Here is a 23678-nt window from a genome sequence, read left to right as displayed (position 1 = left end):
GGGGACCGTCCTTTCACGGGGTGACGGCTCGGCCGCCGAGGCGGGGTGCCGCGGCGAGCAGGCGCCGGGTGTACGGATGCTGGGGTGCGTCGAAGACCTCGGCCGTCGAGCCCTCTTCCACGACTTCGCCGCGGTAGATCACCACCACGCGGTCGCAGAAGGAGCGCACGGTGGCGAGGTCGTGCGAGACGAAGAGCTGGCCGCGTTCGCCGTCGGCACCGAGCTCGGTGATCAGGTCGAGGATCTGGGCCTGCACGGTCACGTCGAGTGCCGACGTGGGCTCGTCGAAGACGATCAGCTCGGGCTCGCAGACGAGGGCCCGGGCGATGCCGACCCGCTGGGCCTGCCCGCCGGAGAGCTCGTGCGGCAGACGGGAGAGGAAGCTCTCGTCGAGCCCCGTGCGCCGCAGCACCTCGGTGGCGCGCTGCTCGCGCCGGGGCCGGTCGACGCCCTGGGCGAGGAGGGTCTCGGTGACCGCGTCGAGCACCGTGCGCCGGGGATCGAGGGCGCCGAGCGGATCCTGGAACACCATCTGCACGGATCGGCGCAGTGCCCGCCGCCGGGCTCCCCGCAGTGACGCGAGGTCGTGCCCGGCCACCTCGACCCGGCCGCTGGTCGGCGCCACGAGCCCCACCAGCATCCGGGCGAGCGTCGTCTTGCCCGAGCCGCTCTCGCCCACGATGCCCACGGTCTCGCCGCGGCGCACCGTCAGATCGACACCGCGCAGGGCGTGGTGACCGCCGCTGCCGATGCGGCCCCGGTAGCGCACGTGGGCGTCGCGCACCTCGGCCACCACGCCGCGCGGGGCGGCAGGCGCCTCGGGAGCGAGTCCCGTGAGGGCGGCGGGGCCGGTGTCGCCGATGCCGGCGGCCGCCGCCCGCGGCAGTGGCCGGTCGATGTCGGGCACGGCGGCGAGCAGGGTGCGGGTGTACTCCGACCGCGGGGCGCCGAGCACCTGCGACGTCGTCCCCTCCTCCACCACCTCGCCGGCGCGCAGCACCACGATGCGGTCGCACACCTCGGCCGCCGCTGCGATGTCGTGCGAGATCAGCAGCACACCGCGGTTCTGGTCGACGGCGAGCGAGCGCAGCAGCGCGAGGGCATCGCGGGTGAGGGTGACGTCCAGGCCCGTGGTGGGCTCGTCGGCGAGCAGCAGTCCGGGGTCGCAGGCCAGGCAGAGCGCGATCATCACGCGCTGCGCCATGCCGCCGGAGAGCTCGTGAGGGTAGGAGCCGAGCACGCGGGCGGTGTCGACGATGCCCACGGCCTCCAGCAGCCGCACCGACTCCGCGGTGGCCGCCGGGCCGGTCGATCCCTGGTGCAGCCGCAGCCGGTCGGCGAGCTGCTTGCGCACCGTGCGCAAGGGCTCGAGCGCCGCACGGGGGTTCTGGAAGCACAGGGCGACGCCGTGGCCGCGGTGCTCGAGCAGCTGCGGTTCCGGCATCCGGAGCACGTCGTCGCCGCCGAAGAGCACCTCGCCGCCGGTCTGCGCCCGGGCGGGGAGCATGCCGATGGTGGCCCGGGCGAGCATGCTCTTGCCGCCGCCGCTCTCGCCCACGAGGCCAACCACCTCGCCCGCCCGCACGGTGAGGTCCACTCCCCGCAGCGCCTCGACGGTGGCTCCCGAGGTGGGGATCGACACGGTCAGGCCGCGCACATCGAGCAGCACGTTCATCGGGTCCTCCTGCGGGTCTCGCGTTCCTGGAGGCCCTCGCCCAGCAGGCTGAAGCCGAGCACGCACACGACGAGCGCGAGGCCGGGCGGCACCGAGGTCCAGAGGCGGCCGGCGACGATGTCGCTCGTGCCCTGGCTGATCATCGCGCCCCATTCGGGCTGGGGCACGGGCACCCCGAGGCCGAGGAAGCTGAGCCCGGCGAGCGCGAGCATCGCCCAGCCCACGTTGAGCGGCGCCACGATGCGCACGGGGGCGAGGCTGTTCGGGATGACGTGCCGCAGCAGCACACGGGCGCTCACGAGGCCCGAGGTGCGGGCGGCGTCGACGTAGGCGAGTTCCCGCACGGTGCGCACCTCGGCGCGCACCAGCCGGGCGTACGAGGGGATCGAGACGACGGCCACCACGATCGTGAGGTTCACGAGGCCGGGGCCGAGCAGGGCGGCCACGGCGAGGGCGAGGATGAAGGTGGGGAAGGCCTGCAGGATTTCGAGCAGCCGCATCACCACGGCATCCAGCACCCCGCCGACGTAGCCCGACACCGCGCCGATGAGCGAGCCCACCACCACCGCCACGGCGACCGACACCACGGCCACGCCGAGGTCGACTCTGCCGGCGTACAGCAGTCGGCTGAAGACGTCCATGCCGTTGGCGTCGGTGCCGAGCCAGTGCGCGGGCCCGGGCGGCTGGCGGATGGCGCTCGAGTCGATCTCGATCGGTCCCCACGGCGTCAGCAGCGGGGCGAACACGCTCGCGAGCACCACCAGGGCCACGAGGGCGGCGCCCGTCCAGATCATCACGGCGCCGAAGCCGCGCGAGGCGCGGGGTGCCTGAGAACGGGGGAGCCGGCGGTTCACGCCGACGGGTCCGACACTCACCATCAGAGCCTCACTCTCGGGTCGAGGGCGGCATGGATGACATCGGCCACGAGGTAGGCGACGGCGTAGACGAGGGCGATGATCACCACGCCGGCCTGCACCACGGGGTAGTCGCGGTAGAGCAGGCCGCGCAGCAGCCACTGGCCCATGCCCTGCCAGGAGAAGACGTACTCCACGAGCACCACGCCGCCCAGCACGTTGCCGAGCACGAGGGCCGCGAGCGTGGGGATGCGGGAGACCGTGCCGCGCAGCAGGTAGCCCGTGACCAGCGGCCGGCCGCTGATGCCGTGGGCCCGCGCGGTCGACCAGGGGGCGGCGGCCCGGATGTCGATGGCCGCCGAGCGCACGCTGCGCAGCAGCGAGGCCGTCACCCCGACCGCGATGGTCAGCACGGGCAGCACGAGGTAGAGCAGGGCGGAACCGAGCGCGGGCCCGTTGCCCGTGAGCAGGGCGTCAACCGCCTCGGCCCCGGTGATGGGGGTCGGGTTCAGTCCCCGCCCGATCCGTCCGCTCGGCCCGGGGAACCAGCCCAGCTGCTGGTAGCCGATGACGATGAGGATGAGACCCAGCCAGAACTCGGGCATCGCCGTGCCCACCAACGAGGTGATGCGGCTGGTGTGGTCGAGCGGGCTGTTCACCCGCAGGGCGGAGATGATGCCGATCACGATCGCCACCACCACCGCGAGCCCGACTCCGAGGAAGACGAGTTCGAGGGTGGGCGCCAGGCGGAAGGCGAGCTCGGTGGAGACGGGCACCCCGGTCTGGATCGACGTGCCGAAGTCGCCCACGAAGATGCCCCCGAGATAGTCGAGGAACTGGCTCCAGAGCGGAGCGTCGAGGCCGAGCCGCTGCCGGATGGCGTCGAGATCCTCCGCCGTGGTGTTGGGCCCCACGAAGGCCTGCACCGGATCGCCCGGGAGCACGCGCACCAGCAGGAAGGTGAGCACGATCACGCCGAGCAGCACCGGCACGACGAGCGCGATCCTGATGGCGATGTACCGGGCGATTCGCATGCTTCTCTTTCGGCGGGGAGCGGGCGGGCGGCGGAGCGGATGGGGCCGCGGGGCGGACGCAGCGGGGGGAGCGTGCCGGGCGGCCTCGGGGGCGGCCGCCCGGCACGCGGTCTACTCGATCGTGAGGTACTTCATGCGCAGCAGGCCGTCGACCGGCTGCACGAAGCCCGACACGGTGTCCCGCACGGGGAGGTTGTAGTTCGGCTGTGCCAGCGGGATCACGGGCACGTCGGTCGCGAACTGCTTCTGCACGTCCGCCCACAGGGCCTCGCGCTCCGCCTCGTCGGTGATGGTGTGCGAGGCCTCCACGTCGGCGTCCACCGTAGGGTTGGAGTAGTTCGCGTAATTCAGGTACGCGCCGGTGGTCCAGCCGTTCATGAGGTACTCGACGTCGTTCACCCACTGCTGGCCCGAGGCGATCTGCATGGCCAGATCCTTCGCGTCGCGGCGGGCGCCGAGGGCGGCCGGGTCGAGCGGGGTCGGGGTGACCGTGATCCCCACGTCGGCGAGGGCGTTCTGCACGAGGATGGCGATCTGCTCCTGCTCGTCGCTCTCGGCCTGGTAGGCGAGTTCGACCGTGACGCCGCTCACGCCGGCCTGGGCGAGCAGGGCCTTCGCCTTGTCGACGTCCTGCTCGTACGGGAATCCGTCCTCGCTGTAGCCGGGCATGTCGATCGGCACGATGCTCTTCGGCCGCCGGGCGTCGCCGCCGTAGACCGTGGAGATGATTTCGTCGTAGGGCATCGCGTAGGCGACCGCCTGGCGCACGAGCGGGTCGTCGAACGGCGCCACGGCGGTGTTCAGGGGGATGTAGATCATCTCGTTGGAGGGGGCGGAGATGACCTGCACGCCGGGCGTGCCGTCGAGGTCGGCGATCTGCTGACGGCCGAGCCCGAGCGCGATGTCGACGTCGCCGTTCTGCAGCAGCACGCTCTCGGCGGCGGGGTCGGAGACGACGGTGAGCCGGATGGTGTCGGTCAGGGGCCCGTCCTCGGCCGGGTAGTCCTTGTTGGCCTTCAGCACGATCTCCTGGCCGGGCGTGAACGACTCCACGTTGTAGAGGCCGCCGTCGCTGGGGTTCTGCGCCGCCCAGTCCTGTGCCCACGGGTCATCCGCCGTCGCGTGCTCCTTCATCAGCACCGAGTCGTAGACGAAGAGGCTGATGGCCTGGATCTGAGGGGTCAGGGCGCTGGGGTAGGCCTGGTCGAAGGTCACCGTGCGCTCGTCGACGACCTGGATCTGCTCGGGATCGGTGAGGCCGATCAGGGAGTAGACGCCCGCCACGTTGGCCTGGGCCGCGAAGGCGCGATCCTTCGACCACTTGACGTCGTCGGCCGTGATGGGGTTGCCGCTCGGGAAGGTCGCACCCTCACGCAGGGTGAGGGTCCACAGCTTGCCGTCGTCGGAGGTGAACGACTCCGCCCAGGCGGGCAGGATGTTCTCGGTGTCGAGGATCTGCCCGCCGTCGACATCCGTGACTCCGTAGTCGACGAGGTAGGGGTACACGTTCTTGAACAGGGCCAGCGCCACCGGGTCGAAGGCCACGAAGTCCTGGTCCCAGCTGCCCGGGTAGGAGGGCACGGCGATGCGGAGCTCGGATGCCGCGGACTCCGTCGGGGCGGTCTGGCCGGCGACGCAGCCGGTGAGGCCGAGGGCGGCCGCGGTGAGCAGGGCCCCGGCCACGACGAGTCTGCGGAACGGTTTCGATGTCACTTGCGATGGGAATTCCACGGGTCCTCCACGGTGTCCTGATGCACGGTTGATGTCTGATGGAACAGGCCTCGCGAATGGGTAGGGCCTTCAGATGTTTTACCGTACTAAACACGCATGGCGCTGACATTTAACATGATCGTAAAACGGACCGGGTCCGCCGGATCGGGTCAGAACAGGCGCGGGGTGACCACCGAGACGACGATGGTGAGCTCCTCGGTGTCGTTGTGCAGCGAATGGGGCGTGTTGGAGCGCAGGTGCAGGCTGTCGCCCACACCGAGGCGATGCGTGACCCCGGCCACCTCGTAGGTGAGTTCGCCCTGGATCACGTAGGCGAACTCCTCGCCGGCGTGGTGCGACGACTCCTCCTTCTCGCCTCCCGGCTCGATGTACACCAGCATCGGTTCGAGGATGAGGCCGGGCACCCGGGCGGAGAGCATCTCGTAGTGCCGCCCGCCCGAGACCACGCGCTCCACCTGCTCGGCGGCCCGGTTGAGGGTGAAGACCACACCCTCCGGTTCGGTCTCGGCGGCGCGCGGCTGCACGAAGAAGTCGGCCATCGGGTGCCCGAGGGCCGCGGCCACCGACCGCAGGCTCGACAGCGCGATCGAGCTCAGCCCGCGCTCGACCTGGGAGAGGAAGCCGACCGTGAGCCCGCTCGCCGTGGCGAGCGCGCGCAGCGACAGCCCCTGCTCGGTGCGGAAGCTCCGGATGCGCTCGCCGACGACGTCGACGTCGTTGGTGAGGTCGTGTTCCCGGTCTCCGGATGCTGCGTGCACGAACGTCCGTCCCTTCAGGTCGCGGCCCCCGACGTCAGGCTCCTGTTCGGACCATCCGCCGCACCGATGCGTTTACTCGTATTAAACGTCTCACAGTAGCGGGTGCGACGGGCCGCGCCGTCAGACCCGCGTGCGGCGGTCGATGATCGAGGCGGTCGCCGCGGCCGTGGTGAGGACGGCGGCGAGGATCGTCGGCAGGTGCACCGCGGTGGCGACGAGCGCGCCGGCCACCGCGGTACCGGCCGAACCGGCGGTGATCTTGAGCGCCCCCACCCACACGAAGATCTGGCCGCGTGCGGCGGCCGGTGAGTATTCGCTCCGGGCGGCGAGGGTGGCGGCGAAGAGGAAGGAGTTCGCGATGCCGGCCGCGGCGTACGCGACGATGGCGAGCGCCAGGTTCGGCACGAGGGTCACGGCCACGAGGGTGACGGCCACGGCGAGGGCGAAGCGGGTCATGAGGGTGTCGGCGCCGCCGCGCAGCGGTCGCACCATCACTCCCACCGATCCGAGCAGGCTCCCGATGCCGTAGACGGCCGTCAGGGCGGCTCCGGCCCCGGCGGCGGCTCCGAGGCTCCCGGTCGAGGAGACGGCGACGATGGGCAGCACGGCGACCGAGCCGGCGACGGTGGTGGTGAGGTACAGCGTTCGGCGGAGGGGCCCGGAGGCGGCCATGATCCGGAGCGTGCGCAGCGGTCGGGGCACGTCGGCGGATGCCGCGGCCGGCGGGGCGTACGGAAGCAGACGCACGAGGACGGCGGCGGCGAAGGTGCCTCCGGCCAGCACGAGCGCGGCGGCGGTCGGCGTGGCCCACACCGAGATGACGGCCACGATGGTGGGGCCGATCGTGCCACCGAGCCCGTAGGTGGCCACGTCCCAGCCCTGCGCGCGACGCTGGTGGTGCTGGTCGGGTCCGGCGATGGCGGGGAGGCGGCTGCTGATGCCGCCGGTGAGGAACGGCCCGACCAGGCCCGACGCGAACAGGAGCAGCGCCGTGAGTACGGGCCAGACGAGCGGGTACAGCAGCACCGCGGCGGCGAGGGCGGCGCCGTGCACGAGGCAGGCGAGGGCGATGACGGTGCGCCCGTCCCGGGCGGTGTCGAGCCGGCGAGCGAGGAACGGGCCGAGCAGGTGCGGGGCGGTGATGCTCGCACCGAGGAGGCCGGCGAGCCAGCCCGGAGCACCGCTCGTGGTCACCACGAGCACGATCGCCACGACCCCTCCGCCGTCGGCCGTGCGGGCCAGCGTCGCCGCGGCGACGTACCGGGTCAGCCCCCACCGCGGCCGAGCGGGTGGCGCATGGGTACCCGTCATCCCTCATCCGCGAGCTGCAGCTCGACGACGATCTGCGCGAGCTGTCTCCGGGCGGCCGCGTCGAGTCCGCGCACCGGCCGGGGGAGGCTGTCGGGTGAGACGAGTCCGAGGTGCTCGGCGATGGCCGCGGTCACCCGGTAGCTGCCGTGCCGGCCGAACATCTCCCAGAGCGGCGCGAGCCGCGCGGATTCGGCCGCCGCGGCCGCGTGGTCCCCGGCGAGTGCGGCGTGCGTGATCGCCCGCGCCGGCACCGGGAGGGTGCCGCCGATGACGGAGTACCAGGCGTCGCATCCGGCGTTCAGGCCCCGGGCGGCGGCGCTGTCGCCCGAGATCCCGACGGTGACCGTGCCGGGGACGCGATCGCGGATCGTCCGGATGCGCTCGGCGGCCTCCTGGGGGTCGGACGGGATGCCCGGGATCTTGATCGACGCCACGTTCGGCAGGGCGGCGATCCGGGCGTAGAGGTCGTCGGTGAAGGTGACGTGCGTGGTGCCCGGGTTGTCGTAGACCACGAGGGGTACCGACAGTCCGGCCGTGACGTCCTCGAACAGGCCGAACACCTCGTCGTCGCCGAGCGCCTGGTAGGTGACCGGCGCCAGCAGCACCGCGCGGGCGCCCGCCTGCTGCGCATCCTCGGCATGACGCTGCACCTGCGAGGTGCGCAGGGCGCCGATCCCCACCATCACCGGGATGTGGCCGGCGTGCTGCACCGCGGCGGCCGCCACCCGGCGCCGCTCGTCGCGGTCGAGGTACAGGTACGAGCCCGTCGATCCGAGGGCGGTGATCGAGTCGACGCGGGCCGAGACCAGGCGCTCGAGCAGCCGCGCGTAGGCGGCTTCGTCGAACGCGTCGTCGCGGAGCGGGGTGAGGGGAAAGGCGCTCAGGCCGGTGAACATCGGTGCTCCGATCGGTCGGGCTTCGTGGTCAGGAATCGTGGTCAGGCGTCGGGGGCGTGCGTCTCGCGGGCCGCGCTCGACTGCGGCTGGTAGACCGTCAGCGAGAAGTGGGCGGGCTCACCGGGCTCACCGGGCTCACCGGGCTTGCCGGGCTCGCCGGACTCGTTCGAGTAGGCGTGGGCGACGTCGCCCGGGAAGGTGATCGAGTCGTCCGGGCCGAGGACGTACCGGTCTTCGGCCACATCGAGGGTCACCGTGCCCGCGACCACGTGCAGCACCTCGCGGCAGCCCCGGGGGTGGGGCCTGCTCTCGTGCCGTTCGCCCGGGTTCATCCGCCAGTCCCAGAGGTTCACCACGTCGGGAGGCTGGGTGCCGATCAGCAGCACGGCCCGGCCGCCGTGAGCGCCGGCCCACAGTTCGGCGCCTTCGCCCGAGCGATGGATCTTCACCAGTCGCGCGGTCGGCGGCTCCACCAGGGCGGCGAGCGAGATGCCGAGTGCGTCGCTCAGGGCCAGCAAGGTGCCGATGCTGGGGTTCGCCTCGCCCTGTTCGACGTTCACGAGCTGGCGGCGGCTGACCTCGGCCGCCTCGGACAGGCGGTCCAGCGTCCATTCGCGCGCCTGACGCTCCCGGCGGATGCGTTCGCCGATCGCGGCGGCGAGGCTCGGAGTGTCGACGTCCATGAGTGCATCGTAGTGCACTATCGGTGCAATAAATGTCGACCCGCGTCGATGGATATCTTGTCGCGGCGATCCACCCGTCAGACTGGTGGGGTGCCAAGCCCCTCCTACCCGGTCGTCGGTGTCCTGCGCACCAGGCACACCGGGTACCTGCTGGTCACCTCGCTGCTCGGGCGCCTGCCCGGCGCGATGGCCGCCCTCGCGATCGTGCAGCTCGTGCGCTCCACCAGCGGCGACTTCGGCTTCGCCGGGCTCATCACCGCGGTCTACGTCGTCGCCGGGGCGGTGGGGCAGCCGCTCCTCGGCCGGCTGATCGACCGCGTCGGTCAGGTCGCGGTTCTGGCGGTCAGCGGCATCCTGAGCTTTCTCGCCTTCACGGGCATGGCGCTGACCCTCGCGCCCTCGCCGGGTCTGGCGGTGGCGCTCGCCGCGGCCGCCGGGGTGTTCACGCCGCCCCTCGAGCCGGCCCTGCGGGCGCTGTGGCCGCGGCTCGTGGCTCCCGGCCCGCAGCTGAAGGCGGCCTTCAGTCTGGATGCCGGTGCCCAGGAGATCATCTTCATCCTGGGCCCGCTGCTCACCGTCGTCGGCATCGCGCTCTTCGGCCCGGTCGGCAACCTGCTCTTCGCGGGAGGTCTCGGCCTGGTCGGCGCGCTCGCGTTCATCCTGAACCCCGCGCCGCGCGCGGCCTCGGCCCACCCGCGCAGCGGCGTCGCCGCCCGTCCCGGTAGCGCCGCTCGTCCCGGTGTCGCCGCTCATCCGGATGCGGCCGCCCGTCCCGGCGTCGCCGCTCATCCGGGTGCCGCCGCCCATCCCGATGCCGCCGCCCGTCCGGGTGTCCGTTCGCCCATCCTCATGCCGGCGGTCGCGCGGGTCGCCGTGTTCACGTTCGGCATCGGCGTGCCCGTCGGGGCGCTCACCATCATCGCCACCGCCTCCGAGGCGGCCCGCACCTCCGAGGGGCTCGCCGGGTGGATCCTCGCTGTGAACGCGGTCGGCGCCCTCGTCGGTGCGACGGTCGTCGGCATTCGTCCCCTGGGCTCGACTCCGGCGCGCCTGCTCACCGTGTGCGGTGTGCTCCTCGCCGTCGGCTACCTCCCGCTCGCCGCGACCGCGCTCCCCACCTGGGCCTACGTCATCGCAGCCGGCATCTCGGGCCTGATGCTCCCGCCGACCCTGGGCCAGGTCTTCGAACGGATCGCGCAGCTCAGCCCCGCCGCCGCGCTCACCGAGGCGAACGGCTGGGTCGTCAGCGCCATGACCCTCGGAGTCGGCGCCGGCACCCTCGCAGCGGGCGCGCTCGTCGGAGCCGCCGGCACGTCGGCGGTCACGGGGATCGTCTTCGGAGCCTCCGCTCTCACGGCGCTCCTGTCGCTGGTGGCTCTCCCCGCCCGTCGTTACGGGGTGGGGGCCAGAACGAACGACATGGCGTAGATGGTCGGGGCCCCGTCGAGCGTGAACTCCGAGACGAGGCCCGGCGTGGGGGTCGAGGCGGTGAAGGCGATGGTGCTGTTCTGGCACACGACCGCCTCCTCGCCGGGCTCGGTGTCGAGGGGGTGCACCGAGACGGTGATGGTGCCCTCGCCGCGGCAGGCGAGCTGCACCTGATACGTCCCGGCGTCGATCGTGTTGTCGGTGTTGACGAGTCGCGGCGAGGAATGCTGGCTCAGCCACCCCGAATAGCTGCTCTGATGGCCTTCTGTCTCCGCGCCCGGTACGGCGGTCTCCGCCCACTCCTTGATGTCGTCGGCCGGTAGGGGGAGCAGTTTCTCGTCTGCCGCCGCTGCGGCCATCGCCGCGGCGGTCGGGTCGGGTGAAGGGGTCGGGCTGGCGGGCGCCGAACTCGACTCCGCGACCTCCGGAGCCTCGGGTTCAGCAGAGCACGCGCTCAGCATCAGCAGGCCCGCGGCCGCGATCGTCGCTCCAGAGATCCTCACACGTCGCATGGAAAACATGCCGGAACGCTATTCGACGAACGTTGACGCCGCATCCGAGCGGGCGGGCAAAGGTGGTGGTAGTGGCCGTCGCTCCGACCTTATGTGAGCCCCTCACCGACGAGGAGTCGATGCGCTAGTGGACCGCCGAGATCGACCGCGCGGATGCCCTGCTGTACGGCCGGGAGACCTACGAGATGATGGAGGCGGCCTGGCGGCGTCCGGCCTCGGGCGGATGGCCGGACTGGATGGGCGAGTGGGATATCCCGTTCGCCGAGACCATCGACGGCACGAAGAAGTACGTCGTATCGAGCACTCTCGGCCGGATCGACGAGTATGCGTTCGTGGTGCACCCGGTGATCGCCGGCCACGGGCCGACCCTGTTCGCCGGCCTGCGCGAGCGGATGCAGCTCGAACTCGTCGAGCGCCAGGAGTTCCGGTCGGGGGCGGTGTCACTGCTCTACCGGCCCACCGCCGCGTGAGTTCCTAGACTCCCGTGACCAGCCGCACTCCGGCTCCGATCCTGGTCAGGAGGTATGCCGGAATTCGGCCGACGGGATAGGGGTCGAGGTACTCCCGGCTCACCGGGCCGAGCTGTGACACGACGGCAACCGAATCCCGGTCGAGCCCGGAGGCCTCGACGGGGATCGCAACGTTGCCGGGGAATCCTTCCAGCGCCGTGTTGGAGGTGAGCGGAACGACGAGCACCGTATTGATGTCGGTCGCAAGCAGCCAGTCCTCCTGCAGCACGACCGCGGGCCGGATCTTGGCCGGCTCCGAACCGCGAGGAGATCCGAAGTCCACCCAGACGACATCGCCGTACGCGATCACCAGTCGGTGGACTCGAGCTGCCGGCGGGCGTTCTCCCCCAGGAACACGCCATCACCGGAAGGCTGACCTGCCCGCTTGATCACCGCGTTGGCCAGGGAGGTGAGTTCTCGTTCGCCTTCCAGCTCATCGGCGAGCCGGCTGGCGGCGAGGCGATAGAACTCCGATCGGTTCATGCCATGGCGTGAAGCGATCCTCTCGAACCGGTCGAAGTCGCCGTCGGGGACGGAGATCGCAGTCTTCATGTTCCGAGTATAACAAGTCATACTCTCCGTGCGCGGAGATTCGGGCAATGCTTCAGAGGCCACGCTCGTCCAGGAACGAACTCACGCGCCGGTGCGTGGCGGTGAGCCGCTCGATGCGCTCCGCCAGGCCCTCCCGCACGTGCACGAGCTGCTCCGCGAGGGCGTCGTGCGCGGCATCCGGAGCGTCACCGGTGCAGGCCAGCACCGACAGCACGACCTCACGCGGAAAGTCCATGCCGAAGAGCATGTGGATGATCTCGGCGCGCTCCACCGTCGAGTCGTCGTACTCGCGATAGCCGTTCGACTCGCGACGCGCGGAGAGGAGCCCGTGCTGCTCGTAGTACCGGAGCGACCGCGCGCTCACGCCGCTGCGCCGGCTGACTTCGCCGATCTTCATCGCGCGTTTGACCTTGACATGATGTCAGAGTCTAGCGTGACGGTGTCCGGGCGAGGTCCGTCCGAACACGAAGGATGTCTCATGCGTTCAACAGTCACGGCCGCCGGCCGCACCCGCTCGTTCACGGTGATCGGAGAGGCCGACGGTGCCGATGGCCGTGCCCTCGTGCTGGTCTTCCACGGCTCGAAACAGGACGGCGAGACCCACCGCCGCTTCACGGGAGGCGCGCTCGACCGCCTCGCGACCGACGGCCGGGCGGTGGTGGTCTACCTCGACGGCTACCGCGGCAACTGGAACGACGCCCGCGCCGAGAGCTCCTTCCCGGCCCGCCGGGAGCAGGTGGATGACGTCGCGTTCGCGCGTGCCGTGGTCGACTCCGTGCGCCGATCCCACCGCGTCGATCCGCGCCGGGTCGTGGGCGTCGGCTACTCCAACGGCGGCCAGATGGTTTTCCGCCTCATCCATGACGCTCCGGATCTCCTCGCGGGCGCGGTGGTCGTGGCCGCGACCATGCCCGATCGGGCCGGCTTCCTCGGCCCCTTCTCGGAGACGTCGGAGCACCCCATTCCCGTCACTCTCGTGGCCGGGACAGCGGACCGGATCGTCCCTTACGAGGGCGGACGGATGGCTTGGTGGGCGCGCGCGATGTTCAAGGTCGGGGGAGTGGCTCTCTCCGCGCCGGCCACGGCCGAGTACTTCGCCCGGCGCAACGGCATCACCGCCGCGCCCACGGTCGCACCTGTCCTCGCAGCGCCCGCCCCGCGCCGGCGTCCCCGGATGGAGGAGACCAAGTACCGGGAGGCGGGCCGCCCGTCCGTCACCCTGTACACGGTCCACGGCGGCGGACACACCGTGCCCGGGGCGAAGCCGGCCCCTGCGGTGCTCGGCCGAACGGGAGCGGACCGCCGCATCGACGACATCGTTCTCGAGACCCTTAGGGCACTTGGCCGATCCGCCTGAGGGGCCTTCCGCCGAGTCGAGCCGAGCCGATCCGATCCGATCCGCGCCGAGCCGAGCCCCGCCGGGCCAGGTCGCGCCGCGCCGGGCCAGCCGGGTCACGTCGGGCGGGCTCAGGCCAGGCGGCTCACGTCGGGGTGGCCGGGGAGGGGCGGATGACGGGTGAAGACCTCGGGGTCGTGGCCGGGGGCGACGCGGGCCGGGCTGCCGGCGAGCTCGTTGATGCGGTCGAATCCGAGGTACATGCCGGGCACGTCGTGCAGGATCTCGAAGGGCCGGTCGTCCTCGATGTTCTCGTAGTAGTGGGCCGCGTCGGAGGCGACGACGAAGGGGCCCGCCGCGGTGGCGAAGCGCACCACCTGCATGCCCGCCGTGTGGCCGCCCACGAGGTGCACCGAGAGGCCGGGGGCCAGCTCGGCGTCGCCGGAGACCGCGACCGCCCCGCCCGGATGCGCATCCGTCGCCGTCGCGGGGGCCGCCTCCCCGCCCGGATGCGCATCCGACGTGGAAGCGAGGGCCGCCCGCACGTGCGCCACGTCGGCGGGCTCCATCAGCCAGCGCTCGCGCACGATGCGGGCGGCGAGCGGCCCCGTCCAATAGTCGAGCTCGGCCTGCTGCACCACGATGCGGGCGTTCGGGAAGAGCGCGACGGTTCCGGTGTGGTCGTAGTGCAGGTGCGTCAGCACGAGGGTGTCGACCTGCTCGGGCGCGATGCCGAGCTCGGCGAGCAGCTCGGGCGGCGAGCCCCGGTACGCGATCTCGGGCACCGTGGCCGCCCGCTCCGGGTGGATGCCCGCATCCACCACCACGGTCTGCGTCGCCGAGACCGCCAGCCAGACGAAGTAGGCGGTCTCGTGCGGCGCATCCCAGTCGCGCGTGATTCCGTGAAAGTGCTGCCCGCGCAGCCCCGAGCGCGTCGCGTACCGCACCGCGTACACGCGGAACTCGCTCGGCGAATCCGGCCGCCGGATCGGTGACGGCGACACCGACGGCACCGACGAGGTCGACGACGGAACCGACGACGAGGATGGCGTCGACGGATGCTGCTGCGGGCTGCTCATAGCTGCTCGCTACTCTGCCACGGCGCCGGCGCGCTCCCGGTCGGCGGCGCGGGGCTCGCGGAGCCCCAGCTTCTCCATCGGCACCCGGAAGGTCTCCTTCGCGGTGGCGATCGCCACCACGTTGATGGCCACCAGCACCGACAGGAAGACCGCGACGATCAGCCAGGAGTCCGGCCCGTCGCCCGAGATCGCCACCGCGATGGTAGGTGCGAAGCCCGCGATGGCGAAGCCGATCTGGGTGCCGAGCGCGGTGCCCGAGAGGCGCACCTTGGTGGGGAACCACTCACCGTACGTGGCCGGCCACACCCCGCCGGTGGCGCTGTGCACGAAGCCGAACATCACGATTCCGATGAGGAAGATGAGGGCGTAGTTGCCCACCGAGATCGCCCAGAGGTAGCCGAACATCAGCACCGCGCAGCCGATCGAGCCGCCGATGAACACGGGCTTGCGGCCCACGCGGTCGGAGATCCGGGCCCAGAACGGGATGGCGCCGAGCGCCACGACGTTCGCCAGCACGCCCACCCAGAGCATCGAGGTGCGGTCCAGCCCCACCGTGTTCACGGCGTAGGTGAGGGCGTAGACGGTGAAGATCGTGCTCACCGAGGCGATCAGGGCGGCCGCGACGACCCGCAGCACCGTGCGCCAGTGATCGCGGAGCAGCACCTTCAGCGGCGCCTCGGAGACCTGCCCGCTCGCCTTCTCCTGCTCGAACACAGGGGTCTCTTCGAGTGTGCGACGGATGAGGAACGCCACCACCACCACGATCGCGCTCAGCCAGAACGGCAGCCGCCAGCCCCAGCTGAGCAGCTGGTCTTCGGGCAGCAGCGCCACGGGGATGAAGATGCCCGTCGCGAGGATCTGCCCGGCCTGCGTTCCGCTCATCGTGAAGCTCGTCACGAAGGCGCGCCGGCCCTCGCCCGCATGCTCCAGCGACATCGAGTTGGCCCCGGCCTGCTCGCCGCCGGCCGAGAACCCCTGGCACAGTCGCAGCACCACCAGGAACACCGGAGCCCACGCCCCGATCTGGTCGTAGGTGGGAAGGCAGCCCACCAAGAAGGTGGCCACACCCATCAGCAGCACGGTGAACACCAGCACGCGCTTGCGGCCGAAGCGGTCGCCCATGTGCCCGAGCACGAGCGCTCCGAGCGGACGGGCCAGGTAGCCGACGCCGAAGGTGGCCACGGCCAGCAGGGTGGCGATGATGGGGTCATTGCCGGCGAAGAAGATGCGGCCGAACACCAGCGCGGCAGCGGTGCCGTAGATGAAGAAGTCGTAGTACTCCAACGCGCTGCCGATCCAGGCGGCGGTGGCGGCACGCCTCGGATTGCCGGCGTGCGGCGCGCCGGCGGCTGCCGGGGAGGAGGGGAGAGAGGTCATCATTGATCCTTTCGAAGGGTAGCCCGAAGGCCGGCTGGTGCGGTCAGGTGGTGCGGGAAGGGATGGGGGCCGCCGGGCTCATACCGGACGGGCTCATACCGGACGGGCTGGTACCGGATGCGACGGTGCCGGACGCGACGGTGCCGGATGCGACGGTGCCGGTGAGTCGTCGTTGCGCAGCCAGGCGTACCGGGGCGTTGGCCGCCCCGTAGCCGTCGTAGCCGTCGCGACGCTCGATCAGCTCGAAGAACACCCGGCCGACCGGCCGCGTGTACACGTGCAGGAACTCGCCGTCCCCGGCCCGGTCGAGCAGCACGTTCGCCGCCCGCAGCTCGGTGAGCAGTTCGGGGGCGAGCCCGTACCGCGCGTCGAGGTCGTCGTAGTAATTGCCCGGCACCTCGAGCAGCGGCAGCCCGTCGAGCCGCCGCAGCAGGCCGAGCAGGTCGTCGGTGACGAGGGCGATGTGGTTGGGGTAGTCGGAGTCGTCGCGAGCGTGATCGGGCAGGGCGTTCAGGGCCAATCGGATGCCGCCGGCCGGCGACACGAGGCTGCGCGAGCGCACGAGACCGCTGGCTCCCGGCACGTCGACGAACTCGGTCGCGGTGAGGTCGAGCAGGCTGCGGTAGAACAGCACGGCCTCCTCCACGCGGTCCCAGGGCTGCACGAGGGCGACGTGGTCGATGCGCAGCGGATGCTCGGACGAGTCGGGCGCGTCGCCGTCGCCGTACTTCGCGGTGCCGGTGTCCCCGTCGCCGAACTCCGCGGTGCCGGGTTCTCCGGTGCCGAACTCCGCGGTGCCGATGTCCGCGGTGCCGAACCCCGCGGTGCCGGTGTCCGCGGTGCCGAACTCCGCGGTGCCGGTGTCCGCGGTGCCGAACTCCTCGGTCCACCGGCGGTCGGCGCTCCCGCCGGTGCCGGACGTCAGCTCGCTGAAATAGACCTCAGTGCCGTCGGGCGCCCGCACGGCGAGCAGTTCGTCCTCGCCGGCGCGGTGGTCGCGATGCAGCACGTCGTTCTGCAGCGCATCCGCCCGGGCTGCGGCCTCGCGCACTTCGCGCACGTCGAAGCCGAGTGCGGCGATGCCCGCCGAGGCAGCCTCGAGCCCATGGTTCACCACGATCCGTGCGTCTCCCTGCTGCCAGAGCGCCACGTTCTTACGCCGGTGCGAGCCTGTCTCGGTGAAACCCAGTGCCCGCAGCATCCGCTCGACGTCCGACGAGGAGCCTGCGCCGGAATTCGCATCGGGGCCCGACTCCGCGCCGGACCCGTCGACGGCGCCCGGGTCGGAGACCCCCGGCGCGAGCTCGACGAAGCTGAACCCGCCGAGCTCGATCGGCGCGGGAAGCACCTCGAGCGCGCTGTCGCCGTTGCGCCTGGCCACCTCGTCCTCGAGCGCCACGAGCGATCGCCGCGCGTCGACGGCGGTGACCCGCGGGTCGCTCTCGCGGAACACGTCGTTGAACACCTCGAGCGAGAGCGGACCGGTGTAGCCGGTGGCGAGCATCCGCGCCACGAAATCGGCCAGGTCCCACGAGCCTTCGCCCGGGAAGAGCCGGTAGTGCCGGCTCCAGCTGAGCACGTCGAGGTTCATCCGGGGTGCGTCGGCCAGTTGCGCGTAGGCGATCTTCTCGCCGGGGATGTCGGCGATGGTGTCGAGCGAACTGCCGCGGGAGAGGATGTGGAAGCTGTCGAGGCAGACGCCGAGTGCCGGATGCGCGACCTGCTCCACGATGCGCCAGGCGTGGTCGTAGGTGGAGACGTACTTGCCCCAGGCCAGTGCCTCGTAGGCCACGACGACCTCGTGCTCGGCGGCCAGCTCGGCCAGTTTCCCGAGCTGGTCGACCGCGGTCTCGTCGTAGGGAACGGTGGCGGTGCCCACATTGGAGCACACCAGGATGCGGTCGGTGCCGAGGCGGTGCATCAGCTCGAACTTGCGCTCGGCTCGCCGCAGATTGGCGGTGAGCACGCTCGGCTCCACGCCCTCGAAGTCGCGGAACGGCTGGTAGAGGTCGATGGTGAGGCCGAGGTCGGCGCAGCGGCCGGCCACTTCCTCGGGGGAGAGCGGGCTGGTCACCAGGTCGGCTTCGAACAGCTCGATGCCGTCGAAGCCGGCGGCGGCCACGGCCTCGAGCTTCTCGGCCAGGGTGCCGCTCACGCAGACGGTGGCGATGGAGGTGCGCATCTAGACCGCCGCCCGGGCGGTTCGTTCGGCGGCGCGCTCGTCGGCGTCGACCAGGTCGAGGAAGTGGGCGCGCATCCGCTCGCCGTCGGGTTCGACGCCGGTGATCAGGTGCAGGGCGTCGACGGCCTGGCCCACCGCCATCCGTCCGCCGTCGAGGGTGCGCAGGCCGCGGGCGCGTGCCGCCCGCAGCAGCTCGGTGTCGAGCGGGCGGTACACCACCTCGGCGAGCCAGGCGGTGGGGGCGAGGGCGGCCACGTCGAAGGCGGTGCCCGGGTGCTCTTTCATGCCGGTGGGGGTGGCGTGCACCACGCCGTCGAGCGCGCCGAACTCGGCGTCGTCGAGGGCGCTGCGGGCGTCGACGCGGCGGTCGGGGAAGAGCTCGCCGAGCGAGCGGGCGAGGGACTCGGCGCGCTCGAGATCGGCGTCGACCAGCAGGAGGTGCCGGGTTCCAGCGTCGAGGAGGGCGTAGCCGGTGGCGGCTCCCGCCCCACCGGCGCCGATCTGCGCCACGAGGTCGACGGCGGCGCCGGGCAGGCCGTCGCGGAAGGCGCGGCGGAACCCGGTCCAGTCGGTGTTGTGCCCCAGGGTGCCCTCGGGGCCGCGGGTGACGAGGTTCACGGCGCCGAGCCGCTCGGCGTCGGGGGTGAGGGCGTCGAGCTCGGCGATGACGAGCTGTTTGCAGGGATGCGTCACGTTCACGGCGTCGAAGCCCTTGGCCCAGGCCTCGGCGAGCATCGCCCCGATCTCCTCCGGACGGCGGCCGAGCTCGAGGATGTCGAGCACGCGGTACTCGTAGTCGAAGCCGAGCGCCCGGCCCTCGCGTTCGTGCATGGGTGGGGTGAGCGATTCGGTGATGCCGGCGCCGATCAGGCCCACCAGGTAGCGGCGCGTCATGATGCCGCCGCCGTTCGTCGGGCGAGCAGTTCGACGGCCCAGCCGTAGCCGGCGATGCCCGCCCCCACGATGACTGCCGAGGCGTTCGCCGAGAGGAAGGAGTGGTGCCGGAACTCTTCGCGGGCGTGCACGTTGCTCACGTGCACCTCCACGAAGGGGATGGCCACGGCGGCCAGCGCGTCGCGCAGCGCGACCGAGGTGTGGGTGAGGCCGCCGGCGTTCAGCACGATGCCCGCCACTGCGCCCTCTGCGTCTGCCGCAGTGCCGCGGGCGGCCTGGATGCGGTCGATGAGCACGCCCTCGTGATTGCTCTGCAGGCATTCCACCGCGACCCCGGCGCGGGCACCCGCCTCGACGGCGAGCTTCTCGGCGTCGGCCAGCGTGTCGTGGCCGTAGAGCGAGGGCTCCCGCGTGCCGAGCAGGTTCAGGTTGGGTCCGTTGAGCACCAGGATGCGGGGGAGCGGGGTGCCCGAGCGGGTGGGCCCTGCGGGGGTGACCCCGGGAGGATTCGTCATTGAGTGATCTCCGTAATGTACCGTGCGGTTAATAATGGACGGACATCCACCGCGCGTCAAGGGGCGGGCAATGTACTATTCGGATCATTGATCGCCAGGAGCGAGAGGACGACGTCTGCAATGGAGCACGAGCCCGGCCGGATCGACGAGACCCGGATCGACGACGCCGTGGCTGAGCTGCTGCGTGCCCGAGCCGTGCTGAGATCCCGTGGAGAGACGACACTCGGCGGCCGGGTGGTGCTGCTCGCGGCCGGCCCGCATGCGGAACTGCCGGCCCGGGCTCTGCTGCGGATCGGTGTGCACGAGCTCACCCTCTGGGCCGATCCACCGATCGGTGACGACGTCGTCGACGCCCTCGTGGCCGAGAACCCGTCGCGGCGCATCCGGGCGGTCGGCGCGACCTCGCTCGACATCCCCTGGCGCAACGCGCACGGTGTGATCGACGCCCGGCCGGCTGCCGAGCCGGCCCCACTGCCGCTGTCGGCGCTCGCCCCGGGGAGCTGGGTGGTGCGCGCCGACGCGTCAGCCGCCGGCATCCGTCTCCTGGTCGACTGAGCGGCTCTCACGGGCCATCGGCCCGAGCGCCCTAAACTGGCCGCTGAGGAACCGATCGCGGCGAAAGGGTGGGTCTTCCATGGTCGATTCCGTCGAGGAGCAGCCGGCGGTGAAGCGGCGGGATGCGCAGCGCACCCGGGAGAGCATCCTGCGTGCGGCCACCACCGAGTTCGCCGACAACGGCTTCGCGGGCGGCCGTGTCGACGAGATCGCGGCGCAGACGGCCACCACGAAGCGGATGATCTACTACTACTTCCGCTCGAAGGAGGGGCTCTACCTCGCGGTGATGGAGTCGGCGTACGCCGTCATCCGCCGGCTCGAGCAGAACCTCGACGTCGACGGACTCGACCCGGTCGACGCCCTCCGCTCGCTCGCCGAGTCGACCTACGACCACCACACCAGCCATCGCGACTTCGTGCGCCTGGTGGCCATCGAGAACGTGCACCGGGCCGAGCACATCCGGCATTCGGGCGTCATCCGTGATCTCAACTCCACGGCAGTGCAGACGCTGGAGCGGGTGCTCGGGCGCGGTGTCGCCGCCGGGGTGTTCCGCTCCGACATCGATGCGCTCGACGTGCACATGATGATCAGCGCGTACTCGGTCTTCCACGTGGCGAACCGCTACACCTTCCGCGTGCTCTTCGAGCGCGACCTCCTCGACGTCGACCGCAACGACCGCTACCGCCGCCTGGCGGGCGACATGATCGTGGCCACGATGACCGCCCCGGAGGGCCCCCGCGTCGGCCGGGCCTGACGAGCCCGAAGCGGCCGCACTGCGCGGCCTCGCGTAGCCGGGGGAGCAGAGGGCGCCGCTTGATCTACTACCTCTCCTCGTTCTTTCGCGCCGAGCGTTGTGCGGTCCATGACGTGCAGACAATTGTTGATAATATGTCGACAATGACGGTCGCAACGCTCCCTGAGGTGGTACCATTTCAGCATCACGACCGGTTCCGCCTATTCGATAGGTCCAGGGCCGGTCTTCGCTTTTCCCGGAGGTCACGCTTTTGACTTCGGTGAAGCAGTACCGCGATTACGACGGACTTATCGATTTGTTGGTCGAGCGGGGCATGGACATCGGCGGCCGTGAGGGCGCCCTGCGCGAGCTCAGTCGCGTCAGCTACTACCGTCTCAGCGGCTACTGGTATCCGTTTCGAAAACTCGAGAATGCGGCTCGACAGGACGGCTTCTATCCAGGAACGACCCTGACGTCGGTGCTGGATCTGTATCGGTTCGACCAAGGTCTGCGGTCGATGACGTTCGCGTCTCTCGGGAGTATCGAGCTTGCCGTGCGAGCCTCGCTCGGCCATGCGCTGGGCGCGCTGAATGAGTGTGCTCACCTGCGCCGGGATTGCCTTGGCCCGACCGCGCAGGGTCGTGCTTACGACGATTGGGTGGCGAAGCTCGAGCGGGCCCAGGATGAATCGCGCGAAGATTTCGTCGAGCATCATGTGCGAAAGTACGGCGGAACCCTCCCCGTGTGGGCGGCCGTCGAGCTGCTCGATTGGGGTGGTCTCGCCAGGCTCTACGGCTTCGCCACACGTGCCGTTCAGGATCGGGTCGCAGGAGAGTTCAGTCTCTCGGCACCCCAATTCGGCTCCTGGCTGAAGTCACTCAACGTCGTTCGCAATGTGTGCGCCCACCACGGCCGGCTCTTCAATCGTGTGTTTGCCATCGCGCCGAAGCTGCCGGCCCCTGGGCGTTTTCCGCAGCTCGACGAATGCGCACCCTTCACCAGAGCCTTCGGCCACCTCTCAATGATTCAGTTCCTACTAGCGCAACGGGGCCTCGGCAAACTCACTGTGTTGCCAGCCGTTTTGAGAAGCTTCCCGTCGATGCCCACCGTGAACATCACGCACCTCGGTGCGCCTAGGAGCTGGTCCGAACTCGAACTCTGGCAAGGCACCTGATCACACCTTCGTCGATGAGGCCCGGAGGGCAACAGGGATCAGCGCGCGACGCGCCGGATCTCGTACTGGCGCTCGATGTCGGCGGTGCTTCGGCCCCACTCGCTGCCGGCGACCCGCGCCTGGTGGGTGGCGAACGCGTCCTCGCTCGCAAAATGCTCGTCCACGGCCCACACGAGGGGGTCATCCGTTGCGGCGACCTCGAACGCGAGGCAGCCGCGCTCAGCTCGGGTGAGCTCGATGTGCTCCGGCAGGTGGGCGGCGACGATCGCGGCCTCGGCGGCGTTCCGGCACACGAGCCTCCCGGTGAGCCGGATCTCGTCCGCGGTCGTGCCGGGTGCGCCATCCGCCTGCCCCTGAGCGGGTCGAGACCGCTCGGGATCGGGGAGCAGGAGCGCTTCGGTGACCAGGTAGGTGACATCGAGAGAGATCACTCGAGGGGTAGTCATGGCGCGGAATCCGGCGCCGGGCTCGGCTCGGGAGCCGGGGCGGGGGTGGGACTGGGACTGGGGGTGGGAGCAGCGGTAGGCGTGGGAGAAGGCGTGGGGACGGTCGACTCGGGCACGGCATTGGTGGTGCGGAACGGCGGCGTCGCCGGCACCGCGTCGCGAGCATCCACGTCGCCCATGTCGTCGACGGGTGCCTCCCTCAGCGGGTAGACGTTCCAGATGTTCCCGCGGGTGCCGTCCGCGAAGGGCACGGTGACGGTTGCGTCGCCGGTGCTGTAGTTGTAGTCGTACTCTTCCCCGACCAGCCCGGCCCCGATGGTCACCAGCGGATCCCCGTTCTGATCGAACAGCTGCAAGTCGGTGATCGGGTTGCCCTCGGCGTCGTACCCGAAGATGTTCGTGACGCGCTGGCCGTCGAGCTGCAGCCCTGTCGGATCGGTATAGATGGCGGGGGACGAGTATCCGGAGTTCGCCCTGGCTTCATTCAGCGCCCACACCGTGACGAACGGCAGGGCCACGATCGCGACCACGGAAACCACCACCCGCAGCACCCGCAAGAATGCCCCGGGCGCCCACCGCCCGCGCCCCCACTGAACGCTCAGCACGACCGCGGCGAACAGCATCACCCACATCACGAGCCCCGACGGCACCAGTGCGCTCTGCCCCAGCACCACGACCGTGAGCAGCTGGTAAACGACCCACCCGCGAAGCACCCACCATACGGGCCGCACGGCGAGGGCGAACTCCACCAGCCACGACCCGAGCCGGGTCGAGTGGGTGATCCTCCGAGTCGCCGCCTCGAGCGAGTCGAGCCGCTGCTGCACCCGCCGTCGCAGCGGCAGAGCGGCACTGGAGCGGGGCGGCAGACCAGCGGATGCGCGCAGCTCGGCCGCATAGGACGCCGGGTCGTCGAGATGCAGATCGCCCTGCTCGTCGGAGGCCTGTTCGGAGAGGTCGGCCTCGAGCCCGCCGGTGAGGTCGTCGACCTCGTCCAGAGGAAGGTCGTCGAGGTGGCGCCTCACCGCGGAGGCGAATTCCGCGATCGACTTGTCGAGGGTGGCCGTTGATTCGCTCACTTGTTCTCTCCGATCGTGCGAAGCGCGGTTTTCTTCGGTGGGGTCTCCGCCAGCAGTGCAGACATCGCACCGGCGAAGTCCGACCAGATGGCGCGCTGGCGGGCCAGCATGTCGCGACCTTCGCTGTTGATGGCGTAGTACTTGCGGTGCGGGCCTCCGTCGGAGGGCACCACGTAACTTGACAGCGCGCCCGCCGCATAGAGCCGGCGCAGCGTTCCGTAGACCGACGCGTCACCGACGTCGCCCAGCCCCGCGTCGCGCAGCCGCCGAACGATGTCGTACCCGTACCCATCGTCGTGCTGCACGACGGCCAGCACGGCCACGTCGAGCACCCCCTTGAGCAGTTGCGTCGTATCCACTGAACCTCC

At 70.9% G+C, this 23678-nt stretch carries 26 protein-coding genes; 6 read left to right on the top strand and 20 right to left on the bottom strand.

Annotated elements, in window-relative coordinates:
• Positions 1-13: 13 nt before the first annotated feature.
• From nikE to ACN4JJ_RS10740, 8 genes are all read right to left on the bottom strand, one after another.
• On the bottom strand, positions 14-1675 hold the full coding sequence (gene nikE, locus ACN4JJ_RS10775; protein WP_440709911.1) for a nickel ABC transporter ATP-binding protein NikE: 1662 nt from the start codon (positions 1673-1675) through the stop codon (positions 14-16).
• Complete coding sequence (locus ACN4JJ_RS10770; RefSeq protein ID WP_440709910.1) at positions 1672-2550, bottom strand: ABC transporter permease; 879 nt, start codon at positions 2548-2550, stop codon at positions 1672-1674. Before ACN4JJ_RS10770 ends, nikE begins: the two co-directional genes overlap by 4 nt.
• 2 nt (positions 2551-2552) lie before the next feature.
• Entirely contained in the window at positions 2553-3563 is a 1011-nt protein-coding gene (locus tag ACN4JJ_RS10765; RefSeq protein WP_440709909.1) for an ABC transporter permease, read from the bottom strand.
• A gap of 111 nt (positions 3564-3674) precedes the next feature.
• Entirely contained in the window at positions 3675-5276 is a 1602-nt protein-coding gene (locus tag ACN4JJ_RS10760) for an ABC transporter substrate-binding protein (RefSeq protein WP_440709908.1), read from the bottom strand.
• 167 nt (positions 5277-5443) lie between these two features.
• Positions 5444-6052 (bottom strand): cupin domain-containing protein, encoded by a 609-nt coding sequence (locus ACN4JJ_RS10755; RefSeq protein WP_440709907.1) that lies wholly within the window; start codon positions 6050-6052, stop codon positions 5444-5446.
• A gap of 120 nt (positions 6053-6172) precedes the next feature.
• On the bottom strand, positions 6173-7363 hold the full coding sequence (locus tag ACN4JJ_RS10750; RefSeq protein WP_440709906.1) for an MFS transporter: 1191 nt from the start codon (positions 7361-7363) through the stop codon (positions 6173-6175).
• Positions 7360-8259, bottom strand: a complete 900-nt coding sequence (locus tag ACN4JJ_RS10745) for a dihydrodipicolinate synthase family protein (protein WP_440709905.1) — start codon at positions 8257-8259, stop codon at positions 7360-7362. The genes ACN4JJ_RS10750 and ACN4JJ_RS10745 overlap by 4 nt, the downstream gene beginning before the upstream one ends.
• A 41-nt stretch (positions 8260-8300) precedes the next feature.
• A complete protein-coding gene (locus ACN4JJ_RS10740) occupies positions 8301-8942 on the bottom strand; it encodes a helix-turn-helix domain-containing protein (RefSeq protein WP_440709904.1) in 642 nt (213 codons plus the stop codon).
• Positions 8943-9032: 90 nt separating this feature from the next.
• Here ACN4JJ_RS10740 and ACN4JJ_RS10735 point away from each other — a divergent pair, with 90 nt between their 5' ends.
• A complete protein-coding gene (locus ACN4JJ_RS10735; protein ID WP_440709903.1) occupies positions 9033-10370 on the top strand; it encodes an MFS transporter in 1338 nt (445 codons plus the stop codon).
• On the opposite strand, the gene ACN4JJ_RS10730 is transcribed toward ACN4JJ_RS10735, so the two are convergent.
• Positions 10334-10873, bottom strand: coding sequence for a hypothetical protein (locus ACN4JJ_RS10730; protein ID WP_440709902.1), 540 nt, complete (start codon positions 10871-10873; stop codon positions 10334-10336). The genes ACN4JJ_RS10735 and ACN4JJ_RS10730 overlap by 37 nt on opposite strands.
• 149 nt (positions 10874-11022) lie before the next feature.
• On the opposite strand from ACN4JJ_RS10730, the gene ACN4JJ_RS10725 reads away from it, so the two are divergent.
• On the top strand, positions 11023-11352 hold the full coding sequence (locus ACN4JJ_RS10725) for a dihydrofolate reductase family protein (protein ID WP_440710294.1): 330 nt from the start codon (positions 11023-11025) through the stop codon (positions 11350-11352).
• Between the two features lie 4 nt (positions 11353-11356).
• Here the strand turns inward: ACN4JJ_RS10725 and ACN4JJ_RS10720 are convergent, their stop codons facing one another.
• The 3 genes from ACN4JJ_RS10720 to ACN4JJ_RS10710 are packed head-to-tail and all read right to left on the bottom strand — an operon-like array spanning position 11357 to position 12340.
• Complete coding sequence (locus ACN4JJ_RS10720) at positions 11357-11701, bottom strand: type II toxin-antitoxin system PemK/MazF family toxin (RefSeq protein WP_440709901.1); 345 nt, start codon at positions 11699-11701, stop codon at positions 11357-11359.
• Entirely contained in the window at positions 11698-11943 is a 246-nt protein-coding gene (locus ACN4JJ_RS10715; RefSeq protein WP_440709900.1) for a CopG family transcriptional regulator, read from the bottom strand. Before ACN4JJ_RS10715 ends, ACN4JJ_RS10720 begins: the two co-directional genes overlap by 4 nt.
• A 52-nt stretch (positions 11944-11995) precedes the next feature.
• Complete coding sequence (locus ACN4JJ_RS10710) at positions 11996-12340, bottom strand: MerR family transcriptional regulator (protein WP_440709899.1); 345 nt, start codon at positions 12338-12340, stop codon at positions 11996-11998.
• An 81-nt stretch (positions 12341-12421) separates the two neighbouring features.
• Here ACN4JJ_RS10710 and ACN4JJ_RS10705 point away from each other — a divergent pair, with 81 nt between their 5' ends.
• Positions 12422-13300 (top strand): CE1 family esterase, encoded by an 879-nt coding sequence (locus ACN4JJ_RS10705; RefSeq protein WP_440709898.1) that lies wholly within the window; start codon positions 12422-12424, stop codon positions 13298-13300.
• Between the two features lie 110 nt (positions 13301-13410).
• Here ACN4JJ_RS10705 and ACN4JJ_RS10700 read toward each other — a convergent pair whose 3' ends face one another.
• The 5 genes from ACN4JJ_RS10700 to aroQ are packed head-to-tail and all read right to left on the bottom strand — an operon-like array spanning position 13411 to position 19326.
• Complete coding sequence (locus ACN4JJ_RS10700; protein ID WP_440709897.1) at positions 13411-14358, bottom strand: N-acyl homoserine lactonase family protein; 948 nt, start codon at positions 14356-14358, stop codon at positions 13411-13413.
• Positions 14359-14367: 9 nt separating this feature from the next.
• Positions 14368-15735, bottom strand: coding sequence for an MFS transporter (locus tag ACN4JJ_RS10695; protein ID WP_440709896.1), 1368 nt, complete (start codon positions 15733-15735; stop codon positions 14368-14370).
• A 43-nt stretch (positions 15736-15778) separates the two neighbouring features.
• Complete coding sequence (locus tag ACN4JJ_RS10690) at positions 15779-17917, bottom strand: sugar phosphate isomerase/epimerase and 4-hydroxyphenylpyruvate domain-containing protein (protein WP_440709895.1); 2139 nt, start codon at positions 17915-17917, stop codon at positions 15779-15781.
• On the bottom strand, positions 17918-18811 hold the full coding sequence (locus ACN4JJ_RS10685) for a shikimate dehydrogenase (protein ID WP_440709894.1): 894 nt from the start codon (positions 18809-18811) through the stop codon (positions 17918-17920).
• Positions 18808-19326 carry a type II 3-dehydroquinate dehydratase gene (gene aroQ, locus ACN4JJ_RS10680; protein WP_440709893.1) on the bottom strand — a complete coding sequence of 173 codons (519 nt, stop codon included), beginning with the start codon at positions 19324-19326 and terminating at the stop codon, positions 18808-18810. The genes ACN4JJ_RS10685 and aroQ overlap by 4 nt, the downstream gene beginning before the upstream one ends.
• A 120-nt stretch (positions 19327-19446) precedes the next feature.
• Here aroQ and ACN4JJ_RS10675 point away from each other — a divergent pair, with 120 nt between their 5' ends.
• The 3 genes from ACN4JJ_RS10675 to ACN4JJ_RS10665 all read left to right on the top strand — a co-directional run bounded on the left by ACN4JJ_RS10675 (position 19447) and on the right by ACN4JJ_RS10665 (position 21788).
• Complete coding sequence (locus ACN4JJ_RS10675) at positions 19447-19881, top strand: hypothetical protein (RefSeq protein WP_440709892.1); 435 nt, start codon at positions 19447-19449, stop codon at positions 19879-19881.
• Positions 19882-19960: 79 nt separating this feature from the next.
• Entirely contained in the window at positions 19961-20635 is a 675-nt protein-coding gene (locus tag ACN4JJ_RS10670) for a TetR family transcriptional regulator (protein ID WP_440709891.1), read from the top strand.
• Between the two features lie 259 nt (positions 20636-20894).
• Positions 20895-21788, top strand: a complete 894-nt coding sequence (locus tag ACN4JJ_RS10665; RefSeq protein WP_440709890.1) for an Abi family protein — start codon at positions 20895-20897, stop codon at positions 21786-21788.
• A gap of 38 nt (positions 21789-21826) precedes the next feature.
• Here the strand turns inward: ACN4JJ_RS10665 and ACN4JJ_RS10660 are convergent, their stop codons facing one another.
• Genes ACN4JJ_RS10660 through ACN4JJ_RS10650 form a run of 3 tightly spaced genes read right to left on the bottom strand, consistent with a single transcriptional unit; the run spans position 21827 to position 23669 of the window.
• Entirely contained in the window at positions 21827-22234 is a 408-nt protein-coding gene (locus tag ACN4JJ_RS10660; protein ID WP_440709889.1) for a putative quinol monooxygenase, read from the bottom strand.
• Positions 22231-23310, bottom strand: coding sequence for a hypothetical protein (locus tag ACN4JJ_RS10655; protein WP_440709888.1), 1080 nt, complete (start codon positions 23308-23310; stop codon positions 22231-22233). The genes ACN4JJ_RS10660 and ACN4JJ_RS10655 overlap by 4 nt, the downstream gene beginning before the upstream one ends.
• Complete coding sequence (locus ACN4JJ_RS10650; RefSeq protein WP_440709887.1) at positions 23307-23669, bottom strand: PadR family transcriptional regulator; 363 nt, start codon at positions 23667-23669, stop codon at positions 23307-23309. Before ACN4JJ_RS10650 ends, ACN4JJ_RS10655 begins: the two co-directional genes overlap by 4 nt.
• Between the last annotated feature and the right edge of the window lie 9 nt (positions 23670-23678).

The organism is Herbiconiux dendrobii (assembly GCF_052048175.1).
Taxonomy (GTDB): Bacteria; Actinomycetota; Actinomycetes; order Actinomycetales; family Microbacteriaceae; genus Herbiconiux.
The sequence above is the reverse complement of the archived record's forward strand: the minus strand, read 5'-3'. Positions and strand labels throughout refer to the sequence as shown.